The 16,072-nt window shown below is 34.6% G+C and carries 12 protein-coding genes and 1 tRNA gene; 9 read left to right on the top strand and 4 right to left on the bottom strand.

Going from position 1 to position 16,072, the window contains the following annotated elements; translation table 11 throughout:
• Positions 1 to 8: 8 nt before the first annotated feature.
• The 4 genes from ACWIUX_RS00545 to ACWIUX_RS00530 are packed head-to-tail and all read left to right on the top strand — an operon-like array spanning position 9 to position 3,342.
• Positions 9 to 839, top strand: coding sequence for a transketolase (locus ACWIUX_RS00545; protein ID WP_448588770.1), 831 nt, complete (start codon positions 9 to 11; stop codon positions 837 to 839).
• Positions 836 to 1,756: a transketolase family protein gene (locus ACWIUX_RS00540; protein WP_448588769.1), complete on the top strand. Its 921-nt coding sequence runs from the start codon at positions 836 to 838 to the stop codon at positions 1,754 to 1,756. The genes ACWIUX_RS00545 and ACWIUX_RS00540 overlap by 4 nt, the downstream gene beginning before the upstream one ends.
• 1 nt (position 1,757) lies before the next feature.
• Positions 1,758 to 2,453 (top strand): cell division ATP-binding protein FtsE, encoded by a 696-nt coding sequence (gene ftsE, locus ACWIUX_RS00535; protein ID WP_448588768.1) that lies wholly within the window; start codon positions 1,758 to 1,760, stop codon positions 2,451 to 2,453.
• Between the two features lie 52 nt (positions 2,454 to 2,505).
• Entirely contained in the window at positions 2,506 to 3,342 is an 837-nt protein-coding gene (locus ACWIUX_RS00530; protein WP_448588767.1) for a cell division protein FtsX, read from the top strand.
• Here ACWIUX_RS00530 and ACWIUX_RS00525 read toward each other — a convergent pair.
• Positions 3,339 to 3,974, bottom strand: coding sequence for a uracil-DNA glycosylase (locus ACWIUX_RS00525; protein WP_448588766.1), 636 nt, complete (start codon positions 3,972 to 3,974; stop codon positions 3,339 to 3,341). The two genes, ACWIUX_RS00530 and ACWIUX_RS00525, sit on opposite strands and share 4 nt — an antisense overlap.
• A 135-nt stretch (positions 3,975 to 4,109) precedes the next feature.
• Between ACWIUX_RS00525 and ACWIUX_RS00520 the strand changes: the two genes are divergently transcribed.
• Positions 4,110 to 4,592 carry a methyltransferase family protein gene (locus tag ACWIUX_RS00520; RefSeq protein WP_448588765.1) on the top strand — a complete coding sequence of 161 codons (483 nt, stop codon included), beginning with the start codon at positions 4,110 to 4,112 and terminating at the stop codon, positions 4,590 to 4,592.
• A 17-nt stretch (positions 4,593 to 4,609) separates the two neighbouring features.
• Positions 4,610 to 5,605 (top strand): dTDP-glucose 4,6-dehydratase, encoded by a 996-nt coding sequence (rfbB, locus tag ACWIUX_RS00515; protein ID WP_448588764.1) that lies wholly within the window; start codon positions 4,610 to 4,612, stop codon positions 5,603 to 5,605.
• On the opposite strand, the gene ACWIUX_RS00510 is transcribed toward rfbB, so the two are convergent.
• The 3 genes from ACWIUX_RS00510 to ACWIUX_RS00500 all read right to left on the bottom strand — a co-directional run bounded on the left by ACWIUX_RS00510 (position 5,587) and on the right by ACWIUX_RS00500 (position 8,853).
• Entirely contained in the window at positions 5,587 to 6,534 is a 948-nt protein-coding gene (locus ACWIUX_RS00510) for an RluA family pseudouridine synthase (RefSeq protein WP_448588763.1), read from the bottom strand. The genes rfbB and ACWIUX_RS00510 overlap by 19 nt on opposite strands.
• A gap of 11 nt (positions 6,535 to 6,545) precedes the next feature.
• The gene (locus tag ACWIUX_RS00505) at positions 6,546 to 8,006 is read right to left on the bottom strand and encodes an NFACT RNA binding domain-containing protein (RefSeq protein ID WP_448588798.1); all 1,461 of its coding nucleotides are present in this window, start codon (positions 8,004 to 8,006) and stop codon (positions 6,546 to 6,548) included.
• Positions 8,007 to 8,073: 67 nt separating this feature from the next.
• Positions 8,074 to 8,853, bottom strand: a complete 780-nt coding sequence (locus tag ACWIUX_RS00500) for a sulfide-dependent adenosine diphosphate thiazole synthase (RefSeq protein ID WP_448588762.1) — start codon at positions 8,851 to 8,853, stop codon at positions 8,074 to 8,076.
• 130 nt (positions 8,854 to 8,983) lie between these two features.
• Between ACWIUX_RS00500 and ACWIUX_RS00495 the strand changes: the two genes are divergently transcribed.
• The 3 genes from ACWIUX_RS00495 to ACWIUX_RS00485 all read left to right on the top strand — a co-directional run bounded on the left by ACWIUX_RS00495 (position 8,984) and on the right by ACWIUX_RS00485 (position 15,951).
• Positions 8,984 to 9,059: transfer RNA gene (locus ACWIUX_RS00495), tRNA-Ala, on the top strand.
• Between the two features lie 298 nt (positions 9,060 to 9,357).
• On the top strand, positions 9,358 to 12,711 hold the full coding sequence (locus ACWIUX_RS00490; protein ID WP_448588761.1) for a helicase-related protein: 3,354 nt from the start codon (positions 9,358 to 9,360) through the stop codon (positions 12,709 to 12,711).
• Positions 12,712 to 12,714: 3 nt separating this feature from the next.
• Entirely contained in the window at positions 12,715 to 15,951 is a 3,237-nt protein-coding gene (locus ACWIUX_RS00485) for an Eco57I restriction-modification methylase domain-containing protein (RefSeq protein ID WP_448588760.1), read from the top strand.
• Positions 15,952 to 16,072: the final 121 nt, after the last annotated feature.

Below are 16,072 nucleotides of genomic sequence, written 5' to 3'. Positions count from 1 at the left end.
AAAGAAGTTTGGATGATTTGCATTTGAGAGAACGTGCAGTAAATATAAGGGAATCTATAATTAAAATGATTACTGCTGCGAAATCGGGACATCCTGGTGGATCACTTTCTGGTGTGGAAATTTTAGTTTCTCTATTTTTTGGTGGAGTTATGAATTATGATCCAAAAAATCCTCAACTTGAAACAAGAGATAGATTTTTCCTTTCAAAGGGGCATGCTGCACCGCTTTTGTATTCTACTCTTGCAGAGGCAGGTTATTTTGATAAGTCAGGGCTAGTTACTTTAAGGCAGTTAAATAGCCCATTTCAAGGCCATCCAGATATGAGGAAATTGCCTGGGATAGAGGCCTCTACAGGTTCTTTGGGGCAGGGTTTATCAATTTCTGTTGGTTGTGCTCTTGGTTTAAGACTAAAAGGCTTTAATTCCCATGTTTTTACGTTATTGGGAGACGGAGAGTTAGAAGAAGGTCAAATTTGGGAGGCAGCAATGGCAGCGAGCCACTTCAAGCTCGATAATCTTACTGCAATTGTTGATAGAAACAAACTTCAAATAGATGGTTTTACAGAAGAGGTAATGTCTATAGAACCATTAAATGAAAAATGGCTTTCTTTTGGGTGGAATGTAGTAGAGTTAAACGGACATAGCTTTGAAGAGCTGATACCTGCACTTCAAAGGGCAAAAGGAAGAAGTGACAAAAAACCTTTAGTAATTATTGCACATACTATAAAAGGAAGAGGGGTTTCGTTTATGGAAAATGTGTGCGATTTTCATGGGAAAGCCCCGAGTGAAGAGCAGGCAAAAGTGGCATATTCCGAAATAAGAGAGTGTGATGTGCATTGAAAGCTACAAGGGAAGCTTATGGGGAAGCACTATTGGAATTAGGTAGAATTAACAATCAAGTAGTAGCCCTTGATGCCGATCTTTCAAAATCTACTAAAACCTCGCTTTTTGCAAAAGAATTTCCAGAGAGGTTTTTCAATGTTGGAATAGCAGAGCAAAATTTGATTGGTATAGCTGCAGGGCTATCTCTTGCAGGATTTGTTCCATATGCGAGTACATTTGCAATATTCGCAACTGGTAGAGCGTGGGAGCAAATAAGGAATACGGTAGCCTACCCGTCTTTAAACGTTAAAATTTGCGCGTCTCATGCTGGAATTACAGTAGGTGAAGATGGCGCATCTCACCAATCTATAGAGGATATTGCGTTGATGTCGGTGATACCAAACATGACTGTATTGGTTCCAGCTGATCCTATAGAAACAAAATCTATGGTTAATTGGGCTTTTAAGCACAAAGGTCCTGTGTATATTAGGTTGGGTAGGATGGGAGTTCCAGATGTATTGCCAAAAGACTATTCTTTTGACACAAAGCCATATGTTATCAAAAAGGGAAAAAAGATTGTAATTTTTGCTACGGGAATAATGTTGTGGAAATGTCTTGAGGCAATTGAGCTTTTAAAGGGTTATAATATTGAACCCACTTTGGTAAATGTTTCATGTATAAAACCGTTTCCTGAAGATTTAATAGTAAAGATTGCAAAGGAACACGATATAGTCTTTACCGCTGAAGAACACAATGTTATAAATGGACTTGGTTCGATGGTTGCATCTACTCTTTCAAGGAATTATCCTATGAAGATTTCCTTTATTGGAATCAATGACAGATTTGGGACTTCTGGTAAGCCAAATGATTTGTTAAGCTATTATGGTTTGGATCCAAATAGTATAAAAGAGAGATTACTATCGTGGGGTGTGTAAAATGAATCCCGCTATAATTTTCAAAAACGTTTCAAAGATTTATCATGGCCAAATTTTTGGCTTAAAGGATGTAAATTTAGAAGTAAATAAGGGGGATTTTGTTTTCGTTACTGGTCACAGTGGGGCTGGTAAAACGACTTTGTTAAAGCTTTTATACAGGGCATTGCTTCCTTCTTCAGGGGAAGTTTATGTTAACAACATGAATTTATTGAAGTTGAAGGAGAAGGACATCCCTTTATTTAGAAGAACTCTTGGCGTAGTTTTTCAAGATGTTAAGCTTTTACCAAGAAAAACTGCAATTGAAAACATCTCACTATGTCTTGAAATGTTGGGCTTATCGGACAGAGAGGTTAAGAAAAGAGCATATAAATCGCTAGAGCTTGTTAGACTAAGTGGAAAGGCAAGAGCCTTTCCACATGAACTTTCAGGAGGAGAGCAGCAAAGGTTAGCCATTGCTAGGGCTATATCTTATTATCCGACCCTTTTAATTGCTGATGAGCCAACGGGGAATATAGATCTTAAGACTTCATGGGAAATAATGTCCATTTTTGAAAACCTGAACAGGATGGGCATGACTATTTTAATAACAACTCACAATCCGATAATTGTAAGTAAGATGAACAAGAGAGTTATTCAATTGAAAAATGGTCAAATAGAGTCTGACAGCCTAGAGCCCACACCAATAAGATATGAGTAAATTCAGGATATATTTAAGAGAGGCGCTCGTATCTTTAAGCAGGGGTGGGGGAATGGCAATAGCTTCTATTATTTCTATATCCTTTACAATGATAATTTTTGGGTTAATTTTAATGCTTTTTTTGTCATTATATCAAGCTTCTATAAAAATAGGAGATCAAGTGGAGCTGCTTGTATTCTTAAAGGACAATGTGTCTGCTCAAGACATAAACGGTTTGGTAGGGACAATTTCCAATATGGAGGGAGTCTCATCTGTAGAATATATCTCAAAGCATGATGCGTGGGAAAAATTTAAAAAGTATTTCCAGAATAAGATCAATATTTCTGATATAAAAAATCCGTTGCCAGACACTATCAAGGTTAGAGTGAAGAGCCCAGAATATATAGCTGGACTAAGCCAAGTAATCTCGCAATTTCCTCAAGTGGATGAAACAAGATATCCTCAACAACTTTTAAATGCACTTAATGCTTTGGTTCAAAAAATTACTTTTATAGGCTCGCTTTTATTAGTCGGCTTTGCACTTGCATCGCTTGTTGTTATTTCAAGTACTATTAGAGTATCCGTGCTTGCAAGAAGAGATGAACTTGAGATTTTAGAATTGGTTGGTGCTGAACCGAATTTTATTAGAATGCCATATATTCTTGAGGGGAGCATTATAGGGTTGCTTTCATCTCTTTTAGCGATTTTCTTCTTTATTGTTCTGTCTATTTTTTTAAGCTTTTTAATCGTAAACGTTACTCCACCTTGGTCATTTTTTTGGCCACTTAATGCCTCATTATGGATTTTAATGTGTTTTATAATACTTTTAACAGGAACATTTATTGGTTTTATAGGTAGTTTTATTTCTTTAAGAAACGTTGGTAGGTTTTCTGTTAACAAAGATTTTTAATTCTCTTTTTCAATAAACTTTTTTACTTTTTGCATATCTTTCCACGTAAGCCATCTTGGAGAACCGACACTCCTGCTTGCATTTCTTAACAGGTATGAGGGGTGAAACATGGGTATGTAATATCTACCATCCTGAAATATTATTTCTCCTCTAATTTTCGTGATCGAGGAAAAATTTTTTAAAATAGTTTTGCAGGCAATAGCACCTAATAAGATTATTATTTTCGGTTTTAAAATTTGCAACTGGACATCTAAAAATGGTCTGCATGCCTCAATTTCTTCTGGTAAAGGGTTTCTGTTACCAGGGGGTCTACATTTTACAACGTTTGTGATGTATATGTCTTTTCTGTTTAGTTCGACTGATTCAAAGATCTTCGTGAGGAGTTGCCCAGCCTTTCCTACAAACGGCAAGCCTTGTATGTCTTCTGTTTCACCTGGTCCCTCTCCAATTACCATGATTTCAGGGTTTGTTGGTCCTTCCCCGAATACCACGTTTTTACGAGTACGGCTTAATTGACATTTTTTGCAAGATTTGGCTGTTAATATAATTTCGTCAAGTTTTAATTCTAGTAGATCATTTTTTGGATCTTCTTCCTGGTTATCTAAGTTGTCAAATAAACTGGGTATGTACAAATTTCCCTCCTAGATAAAAGGTTACAAATAAAACTTAAATAAATTATATGGTAAAATGACAAACCATGTAATTGATGAAAGGACTGATCTAAAATTATAAACTTTCTTGTAAAAAAGAGAACTAAACTTTTATATTTGCTTTTTATTCTTATAATTTTCTTTTCTCATCCTACAAAAGTTTCTTTGTTTTCAGGGGCAATTTTTTCTATTTTAGGTCTGTTATTAAGGGCTTGGGCTGCTGCTACAATTGTAAAGGTGAAGGTTTTATCTACAGAAGGTCCGTATTCAATAGTCAGAAATCCGCTTTATTTAGGAAGTTTTTTAGCTGGTCTTGGCGTAATGATGGCGTGCGGAAGTCTATTTTTGCTTGTTGTCTTTTCTGTAGGTTTTTTGTTTATACACTTTCATAAGATGAAAGAAGAGGAGGAGGAACTTTACAAAGAACACAAAGAGAAATTTCTTGAATATAAAGAGAAGGTTCCGGCATTTGTTCCAAATTTCTTAAATTTTAAGATGGCTCCTTTTTCTTTTGAGAGATATAAGGCAAACAACGAATATAGAGCTCTCTTAACAGTTATTATTATATATATCTTTCTAGTTTTAAAATACATTTTTTAATAGAGGGAGAGAGGTTAATGAACTTACTTGTTACTGGAGGAGCGGGTTTTATAGGTAGTGAATTTGTAAGGCAGGCTGTAGAAAAGGGCTACAGAGTTAGTGTAATTGATAAGCTTACCTATGCAGGATCTTTGGATCGAATAAGCTCAGTAAAGGATGATATTGTTTTTTATAAAGATGATATTAGAAATGAAGAGTGTATTAAAAAAATTATTAAGGCAGATAATATTGAGGCCGTTGTAAATTTTGCAGCCGAGACTCACGTGGATAGATCTATCCTTGAACCGAATGAATTTATCAATACAAACATCTACGGTACTGTTAGCATACTAAATTCTTTAAGGAATTCTGATGTTCTATTGGTTCACATATCAACTGATGAGGTATACGGTGAACTTGGTAAAGAGGGAAAGTTTTCTGAAGATTCCCCTTTAAGGCCAAATTCACCTTATTCAGCTAGCAAGGCAAGTGCCGATCTTTTAGTAAATGCTTACGCGAGGACTTTTTCTTTAAAAACCAGGATAGTAAGGCCATCAAATAATTATGGTATGTGGCAATTCCCTGAAAAATTAATTCCTGTAGTGATATATAAGGCTCTGAACAATCAAAGAATTCCAGTATATGGCGATGGAAGTAATATTAGAGAGTGGACATATGTAAAAGATTGCTGCAATGCTATCTTTAAGGTCCTGATTGAAGGAGAAGACGCTAACGTTTATAACGTTGGTAGTGGAGATGAGATGACAAACCTAAATCTCGTTAAGAAGATACTATCATTTCTAAATAAACCTGAAGACCTAATTGAGTTTGTAAAGGATAGACCAGGACACGATTTTCGTTATTCTTTGAATACTGAAAAGATTTCGAAGAATTTGGGTTGGAAACCTTCCTTTACACTTGAGCAAGGTTTAAGAGAGACTGTAGCCTGGTACGTACAAAATTATGAATGGCTAGAAAAAGAAGTAGCAAACTTAAAGGATTACTGGAGCAGGGTTTATAGGTCAAAATCATAGTTGATATTGCACTTAATTAAGAATTGTTTGAGATCTTCTGGCAAAGGTGCACTAAAACTTACTGTTTTATCATAGATTGGGTGTAAGAACTCTATTTTTAAAGCATGAAGTGCAATTTCCGGGCAGTTTTTGCAGCTTCTTGTTGAATATTTTTTATCGCCCACAATAGGATGGCCTATATATGACATGTGTACTCTTATTTGATGGGTTCTTCCTGTGTGAATGTTTATTTTTAATAAAGAGACGACTTGTTTATCAAACATTCCTTCACTTAGAACCGAATATTCAGTAATAGCTGTTTTGCCAGAGAAATTTACTTCCATCTTTTGTCTGTGAATCTTTGATCGTTTTATGGGCATTGATATAAGGCCGTTTCTTTGGTCTAGGTGGCCATAAACCAGAGCAATGTAAGTTTTTTTTACGGTGCGATTTTTAAATTGTTCAGATAGTTTTCTCATTATTTTTTCTGATTTTGCTATTATTAAGACGCCTGTTGTCTCTTTATCAAGTCTATGAACTATTCCTGGTCTTTCCTGATCTGCAAATTCATCTTTGTTAATAGAATCTATGAGTGCATTTAATATAGTGTTTCTAGCGTTTCCTGCTCCAGGGTGAACTACCATATTTCTAGCTTTATTAATGACAATAATATAATCGTCTTCATATAAAATATCTATTTCAAGATTATCTTGTTCAATAACAAAGGGTGCTTTGAATTTTTTTTGTAAAACTATTTTGTCGTGCGGTTTTACGTTGTAGGAAGGCTTTTTGATAACATTGTCATTTACCTTTACATATCCATCTTTGATTAATCTCGAATAATAGCTTCTTGATTCATCCTTCATAGTCATGAATAGAAATTGGTCTAACCTTTCTTTTTTAAACGTTGGTATTGCAAATAGCTCAATTTGGTCGTTTTCTTCAAACATCTCTTGAAAGATTATAGCTCTCTCTCTTTTTGTGGTGATACAAAGATTGTCTTTTCATTTCTGTAAAAAACCATACCATTGGTTTTTCCCTTTGATTTTGTAAGATACTTTACTTGGGTATAGACTACTTCTACTTCTTTCTCTTTTTTCCCTTTGGAAAAGTATGCGCATATTTGTGCAGCCCTTTTGATATCTGATTGTTGCAGCTCCTTTTTAGTGGTTTTTAAAATCAAATAGCTGCTAGGATAGTTTCTAACGTGAAACCACCAATCGTTTGGATTTGAGATCTTTAGCAAATTTATATTTGAATTGGCATTCTTTCCGACAAGGGCAACTGTATAGTCATCAAAGTCTATTTTTATGTAATCCTTTGTCTTTTCTCTTTCTCTTTTCTTTTTTTTCTCAGATCTTTTTTCAGATTTAGAAATACTTAAGGGTTCTAGTTTAGCTTTTTCTATTTCGGATTCTAAAAATGAGATTGTTTCATTAATCTTTGAAACTGCTCTTTTCATTCTCTTTGCCCTTTCAAAGAGTTCGTTTGCGATTTTGCCTGGAGTAGTAAAAGAACTTCCAATTATTTTTCCCCCGAGGTAATATTGATTGTTTATTATTTCGATTTTGTCTAGATTACTTAAGATTTCTTTTGCCCTTGATTCGAGATCTGGCCAGTTGAGGTTCTTTTCGAGATCCTTTTTTACGTTATCAAGTTTTTTTTGTAGATAAAAGATCTTCTTTTTTCTTTCTGATTCTATTTCCCTTCTTCTTTTCCCTTCTTCTAGAATAGCTATTCTTTTTATACCAAGAGTATAGGTAGTTTCAAGAAAGGAGCTCTCTTCAAAATTTAAAAATAGAACTAATTCATCATCAATTATTTTTGGATAAAGACCCTTAAAATCGCTATCTATCCACTGAAGGACCTTTTCTACATCCCAATCCTTTACTTCTTCTATAACGTTTCTTGGAAATCCAAAAGATTTTTCTGAAAGGGTTCTTTCAACGCCGTATTCTAATAACATCTCTCGTGTTATCTCTTTTGGTTCTATCCTTTTTGACCTCTCTGGATATTGATATTGAATTCCAGGGATGATCTTTCTTTTTAGAGGATCGTCTGGAATTATCTCTTTGTATGAAATCTTGATAATATCATCTAATAGTGCAATTGCATTAGTTTTGTTTGTAATTAGCTCAAAGACTAAATCTAACTTTGCAAACTTCCCAACGGGAAAGTCATTTGAAAAAGAAATCCTTAATACCTTGTCAAATCTATTGATTACAACTTCGGTTATCTCAGATCCTGGCAGGTGCTTGTTTAAAAAGTCATAAAATGGGTGTTTGTACGGCTCTAAATTTATATTCTTATCTTTTGAAAGTCCTATGAATGGAATATTGTTTATTAGTGAAACAAGAAAGAAGGTAGAGCCCTCTTTCTTGTCCCAGAGATTTAGTGTAAAGCTATCCTTATAGAAAAACAGCTTGCTAACCTGTTTTCCAATTAATCTATTTTTTGCCTCTAGAAAATTCAGATAAAAAGTTAGGGTGTTAAACAGTTTTTATATACTCCATTATCAATTTAGAAGCCTTTAGTCCAGATTTTAACATTCCACCAAATATTGGCCCCATTCTGCTGCCACCGTCTACGTTGTTGGCTGCCATTCCTGAGACGAAAAGTCCGTTTGCTATCATCTTGGTATTGTTTACTGTATCCTCTTCTCCCTGAACTGCATTCATAAAGTGCTCCTTTTTAAGCGGTAGCTGTACTCTCTTTGAATAAAGATTTGCAGCTACGGCATCATGGCCTGTGGAATCAAGCACCGCTTTTGTTTTAAATACCATAGGATCGACGTGAAGCCCTGCTATTTCTATGCCAGTATTGTTTACTACCACGCCTGTAACTGCATCGTTTGTGTACTGGAGATCTACTACTGTCATCAGGTTGAAGAGCTTTACGTTTGGAGTCTTTAGCGCCTTAGAAATTAGTTGACTTGCAAAAAGACAGGAGTCTACTACTAGTGCATCCTCATCTTCTATAAATGGCAATTCTATATCATTTAGATAGTCCTTTAGGTCCTTTTGTATAACAACTTTGTTAAAGGACATTGAGCCGCCCCAAGTGCCTCCACCAGGGGAGAGCTTTCTTTCCATAATTACTACCTTAAAGCCTGAATTGCCAAGCTCTCTAGCAGCAGTCAGTCCAGATGGACCAGCTCCTACTATGATAACGTCAGAATTAAGGGAATCAATAATGCTTTCGTAATAATGTTTTAAGATTAGTTTGCTGACTTTTACATCTGTTACAGGGTTAAGAAAGTGTTTTGCCATCATTTCCTCCTTTAAAATTTTTTATTCTAAAGTATAGATAATACAATATATTTGAGATTTTTTCATGTTTAAAGAACTTTACTTTTTAGGTTGCAAAAAATCTATAAGTCCTTTATAATGTAACTGCAGTGGGCCTGTGGCGCAGTTGGGAGCGCGCCTCAATGGCATTGAGGAGGTCAGGGGTTCGAATCCCCTCAGGTCCACCATTTGGCTTCATTTGAAGAGCTTGACAATGAATTGCGCGATGACGCTTGATAAATGGTGTTGATAAATGGTGTAAGAATTATTTTCTTTACTGTAAAAAGGGAGGGGGAAAATTTAGCAGGCAATTTCCTCATTTGAGTATATACACAAATAGTCAATTTCACATAAATATTCTTATTTGAAATAAGTTTGTAGGATTAATCTCTTAACTATTTTTAGACTTTTTTGAGACAATATTATATTATATTGTGTTAAATTCAAATTTTTAGGGGTTAAGGATAAAGAATATGGTGGCTATATATGGGTAACTTTATTACTAATTCAAAAGATAGGTCTTTAAAAGAAAGAGTTTCAAAATTGGTACTAAATAGCTACGAACTAAAATTTCTTGTAGGTTTTTTCTATTTTTCTGGGTTAAGAGAGCTTTATCAGAGCATATCTAAAAACGAAGAAGTAATCTTAAATGTATTAGTCGGGTTAAATGTGGACAATTTAAATTATGGTCTGATCGAGTATGCGATTGAACGAGGTAATCTTAGCAGGAAGGACATATTTGAGGGATTTTTAGATTCTTTAAAGAAATCAATTAATACGGATTACTTTGACACAAAAGAATTTTACGAACAGTCAAATTTCTTTTTGCACTTAATAAAATCTGGTAGGTTAAATTTACGAAAAACCCTTGAACCAAATCACTCAAAACTCTATCTTTTCAAGTTAAAAGACAATCAAATTGGCAGGGATAAGCTCTTTATCACTGGAAGCAGTAATCTTACTGCCTCTGGATTGTTACATCAGCATGAGTTCAACGTGGAGATCTCGGATTATGGCTTTAACGATGCAGAAGAGTACTTTGATAATTTATGGAAAGATTCAGTAAAAATTACTGAAAGTGACGACTATAAAGAAAGATTTTTAAAAGTTGTTGAAAAGGAGACTCTAATTAGAAAAATTACGCCTTTTGAGGCATATGCTCTGGTTCTGAAGAGCTATCTGGATATATTCAGAGGAAAGGATATCAGCCAGAGGTTGACTGAAATATTTAAAGAGAACAATTATACGCCATATACATATCAGATTGACGCAATCAAGCAGGCACTAGGAATAGTAGAACAAAACAACGGAGTATTAATTGCCGATGTTGTAGGACTTGGAAAAACTATTGTAGCCTGTGCCTTAGCTTACGAGCTTAAACAAAGAGGCATTGTTATTGCCCCTCCTGGAATAATAGGTGACAGAAGTAAAAGTTATGGGTGGAATAGATATCTAGAAGAGTTTGGATTGGCAAAATTAGGGTGGCAGGCTTTTTCGTCAGGAGATCTGAAAACTGTTTTAGATGTTGTATCAGCTGCAAGAGACATTGAAGTAGTGATAGTGGATGAAGCCCATAGATTTAGGAATCAGAACACCAAAGACTACGAACTTCTGAAAAATATATGTATGGGCAAGAAGGTAATACTTCTTACTGCTACACCCTTCAACAACAAGCCAGATGATATATTTTCTCTATTGAAACTATTTGTTGTGCCGAAAAAATCAAGTATAACCCTTTCAGATAACCTTGAGGCGAAGTTTTATGGCTTTTCAAATATCTTTGACAGGCTTTCTTATGTAAAGAAGAACTTTAATTCACAAGATCAAAAGAAAAGAAACAAAGCTATTAGCTATTATAGTTCTACTTTTGGCGAAAGCTTTGTGGATATAAAAACAGTTGATTTGCACCTGCGCCTTATTGCTAAAGAGATAAGAGATGTAATAGAACCCGTTATCATCAGAAGAAATAGAATAGACCTAGTAGAAAATGACCAATATCGTAATGATGTGAAAGAGCTCTCGTATATAGATGACCCGATGGAGTGGTTTTTTGAGTTAACACAGGAGCAGTCTAAGTTTTACGATAAGGTTATAAGTAAATATTTTGCCCTGCCAGAAGATGGCGGCAAATTCAAGGGAGCTATATATAAACCATATCTTTATGAACAGGGGAAAACTCCTGGTGATCTTGAAGAGAAGTCTAGCAAAGAAGGCAACTTTTATTTTATACAGCAGCTAAACCTCTATGACTTTATGAGAAGGTTACTTGTGAAAAGGTTTGAGAGCTCATTTGGGGCATTTGAGCAGAGTATAAAAAATTTTAAAAAGATAACTGAAGATGTCTTAAAATTTGTTAGAAAAACTGGTAAATATATATTGGATAGGGATCTTCTTGAGAAGATATTTGAGTTAGATATAGATGAAATAGAAGAACATCTAAATGAGTATGCCAAAAAGTTGGAAAGTGAAGAGCATAAAAAAAATTACAAGATATATGAACTTGAAAAATTTAAAAAGAGAGATGAGTTTGTTAGTGACATTGAAAGCGATCTAAATCTATTTAATAAGATTTTACGTGAGCTAGAAGACCTAAATATTGTTAAGGATGATCCTAAAGTAAAGTCCCTTACTGAGAAATTGAAAGATATAATTAACCAACCTCCTTTTGATGGCGAGCCAAAAAGAAAGGCGGTAATATTTACAGAGTACCGCGACACGGTAAGGTATCTTAAAAACATACTAACGAAGGCTTTTGACAATCGGGTGTTGGTAGTAGAGGGCGTTTTAAACGCTTCGATATTAAGAGAGATAAGAAAGAACTTCGATGCATCATACAAGGATCAGGAAGATATGTATGACATACTCCTTACTACCGATATGGTTTCTGAAGGATTTAACCTGAATAGGGCTGGCATTGTGGTAAATTACGATATACCCTGGAATCCTGTAAGGGTAATTCAGAGGGTTGGCAGAATAAATAGGATATCTAAGAAGGTATTTAATAAACTATATATTGCAAATTTCTTTCCCACAGAAAAGGGGTCTGGCCTAGTAAAATCAAGAGATATAGCAGCCAGCAAGATGTTGATGATTCACAAATCACTTGGCGAAGATTCAAAGATTTTTGATCCAGATGAAGAGCCTACAGCGTCAAATCTTTATAAAAAGATTCAGCAAAATCCAGACAAAAGTGAAAGGGAGAGCTTTTATACAACAGTATATAAGGAATTCGAGAAGATAAAAAAGCAGTTTCCTGATATACTAGAGAGATTAAAGGATTTTCCCACAAGGGTAAAGGTAGCAAAATCTGGTGATAAGGATGAACTTTTCGTTGTTATAAAAAAGGGCAAGTTGTATATAAATCACAAGATATATGACGATGAAGAGAAAAATACAAGAGCGCTTGATGAGGTCATTGACAGCATTCGAGCAAAACCTGAAGAGAAAGCCCTTAGCTTGAGTGAAAGATTTTGGGATGTCTATACAGAGTTAAAAAGTCTAGAAGATATATCTAAAAATAAGAGGGGAAATATATCTAATAGCAACGAAGAGAAGGCAAAAGCCTTCTTAAACAGTCTTTTGCGAAACGATTCATTTTCAGAGCTAAAAGGCTTTATAAATACCCTGATAGAGGATATAGTTGATTTTGGAACGCTATCAGAATATACGATCAGAAGGATAGTGGATATGGAGAAATTAAAGGGTGCTGACAAAATTTTTAAAGAGATGAAAATTCTTAAGAGAGAGCTAAAAGAAGATTATCTAGAGAAAGAAAAGGAAAGATTGAAGTTGTTAAAAAGAGAGATAATTATCGCAATAGAAAATAGAAAGGAATCTTAAAATATGGAAATTGTAGAGTCTTTAATAGAGGGCTTTAGCAATGATAAACTAAGAAAATTATTAGACAGAAATGACTTGTTTAGGCCTAATGATGAGGATCTAGAATACTTTGAATTTAAAGAATTTGAAAATATAAAAAATCTGGGGAATATAGACTTTGAAGATGGTTACAGATTTGGACTTTTTTCTGCTAAAGTAAAAGCTAATCTTAGCGAAAGATCTGGGAAAAAAGAGCAGTTTAAATTAGCAAAGAAGATTATCATAGATAGAAATTTAGAAGTAGCCATATTTGCATTTTATGATGATGATAGTAAGTTTAGGCTCTCTCTTATATACAGGGAATACTTAGGTACAAAAAGCGAATATAGTCCCTATAAAAGATTTACATTCTATGTGGATAAATCCCGAACAAACAAGACCTTTAAAAGTCAGATCGGAAAATGCAATTTTAAAAGCTTTCAAGAGATAAAGGATGCATTTTCTGTAGAGCCAGTTACAAAGGAATTTTACAACGAGATTCAGAGTTGGTATTTCTGGGCTATTGACAAGGTCTACTTTCCAGATGATGCTAAAATTTCTGATAATCCTGAAAAGGACAAAGAAATAAGAAATTCCGAAAATCTTATAAGATTAATAACAAGGGTTATATTTATCTGGTTTTTGAAAGAGAAGGATTTAGTACCTGAAATTCTCTTTTCAAAGGATAAATTGAAAGAGATTGTCAAAGACTTTTTGCAGGGTGGTTCGTGTAACTATTACAACGCAATCTTACAAAATCTATTTTTCGCAACGTTAAACTGCGAGATATCTAAAAGAGGTTTTGCCAGCAATGAAGGATTTATAAAAGATAGATCTACTTACGGAGTAAAGACTCTTTATAGATATTCAGATAAGTTCCTTGTAGACAATGATAAAGTGTTAGAACTCTTCAAATCTGTGCCATTCTTAAACGGTGGCTTATTTGACTGTCTGGATAAAGAAGATGAAAATAATAGGGTTGTTTATGTTGATGGGTTTTCCAGAAATGAAAAAAAGACTGCAAAGATACCAGATTATCTTTTCTTTCACGAAGAAGAGAAAATAGACATTACAAAATATTTGCCATCTGGCAAGAAAAATGTAAGAGGGCTTCTTGACATATTGAGCACATATAACTTTACGGTAGATGAAAATACCCCATTCGATCAGGAGATAGCGCTTGACCCAGAACTTCTGGGAAAGGTATTTGAAAATCTTCTAGCAGCGTATAACCCTGAGACCTCTACTACTGCAAGAAAGGCTACAGGAAGCTATTATACCCCCAGAGAAATAGTAGACTATATGGTAGAAGAAAGCCTTGTTCAGCTAATGAGTTCAAGGTTTTCAGATATAGGAGAGGATAAGTTAAGATCTATTTTCTCATATTCAGATGAGTCCATTGACATCAGTGAAGAAGAAAAAGAGAGATTGGTACGTGCGATCTTTAATTTGAAAATATTAGATCCTGCCTGCGGTTCTGGAGCCTTCCCTATGGGGATACTTCACAAATTAGTCTTTGCATTGAATAAACTGGACCAAGACAATAATTATTGGTATGAGCTTCAGTTAGAAAAGGCTAGAAGAGATTGGAACAGTGAATTAAATAGGGGTGATGGTAAAGAAATTCAGGATAGGCTTTCAGATATAGATAAAGACTTTGATGAAGCTCTGACATATCCAGATTATGCAAGAAAGCTATATCTAATAGAAAACTGCATTTATGGAGTGGACATTCAACCAATTGCCATTCAGATAAGCAAGCTAAGATTTTTTATATCCCTTGTAATAGACCAAAAGGTTGATAAGTCTAAAGAGAATTTTGGCATACAACCACTTCCAAATCTTGAAACTAAGTTTGTGGCTGCAAATACTTTGATTGGGCTTAAAAATCCTGGCTATCTCTATCGTATCGGAAGAATTGCAGAACTAGAAAATGAGTTAAAAGAACTTAAGCATAGATATTTTCGGCCAAGCGATAGAGCTACGAAGCTAAGATACAGGAAAAAGGATAAGGAATTGAGAAAACGGTTATTGGATGAGCTTACAAAAAATCATTATTCCATCGAAGATTCTGAAAGAATAGCTAACTTTGATATGTTTGACCAAAATGCATCCGCTGATTGGTTTGACCCAGAATGGATGTTTGGACTGGTAGATGGATTTGACATAGTAATTGGCAATCCTCCGTATATACAGCTTCAAAAAAATCACGGCGAGCTTGCAAATAGATACAAAGAACTGGGTTATGAAGTACTTGATAGGATGGGCGATATTTATACTTTATTTTACGAAAAGGGCATCAAGATATTAAAGGATGGCGGCCATTTGTGTTTTATTACGTCCAACAAGTGGATGAGGGCAGGCTACGGCGAGAAGTTAAGGGAATTTTTTTCTAAATACAACCCAAAAATCTTGATAGATTTGGGACCTGGAGTTTTTGAGAGCGCAACAGTTGACACCAATATACTCCTAATTCAAAAATCAGAGAACAAAAATTTACTAAAAGCCATAACTTTGCAAAAAGATGACAAAGAAGATATAAAAAAGGCTTTAGATAAAAGGTGCGTAATTTTAAGAAAGCTCAGTAAAGATGCTTGGTTTATTGGCTCTGATGCTGAACAAAGGCTTAAGGAAAAGATAGAGAGAATAGGTAAAAGGCTAAAGGATTGGGATGTAAAGATTTATCGTGGCATATTAACTGGCTTAAATGAAGCGTTTATTATCACTACAGAAAAAAGGAATGAAATTTTAGATAATTGTAAAGATGAAGAAGAAAGAAAACGCACTGAAGCAATTATTAAACCTATACTGCGAGGTCGTGATATAAAACGCTACTCTTACGAATGGGCAAATTTGTGGGTGATTGGTACCTTTCCAGCTTTGCATTTGGATATAGATTATTATCCAGCATTGAAAAATTATTTCCTTGATAATTTTAATATATTGCAATTAGAACAATCCGGGAAACAATATTCTGAACTTGGTTTTAATGCACGCAAAAAAACAGGCAATAAATGGTTTGAAACACAAGACCAAATTGCATACTATCCTGAATTTGAAAAGGAAAAGATTGTAAACAAAAATATTGGCGAAAATTTAGCATTTACAGTATTAGAACCTGGTATTTATACCAGCGCATCCTCCTTTATTATGACATCTTCTAGAAATAAGTATATATGTGGAGTTATAAATAGCAAAGTAATCGACATTCCTCAAAAATAATCTATTCGAAATACCCTTGTTTCCTCATAATTGACAAAGGGAGCAACCATCCCTTTAACATATATAGTTATAAACCAAAAACTATAAAAGGAGGTTATAAGGGATGGTTGCATCTATTCCT

The sequence above is a fragment of the Thermodesulfobium sp. genome (genome assembly GCF_053498235.1).
The sequence above is the reverse complement of the archived record's forward strand: the minus strand, read 5'-3'. Positions and strand labels throughout refer to the sequence as shown.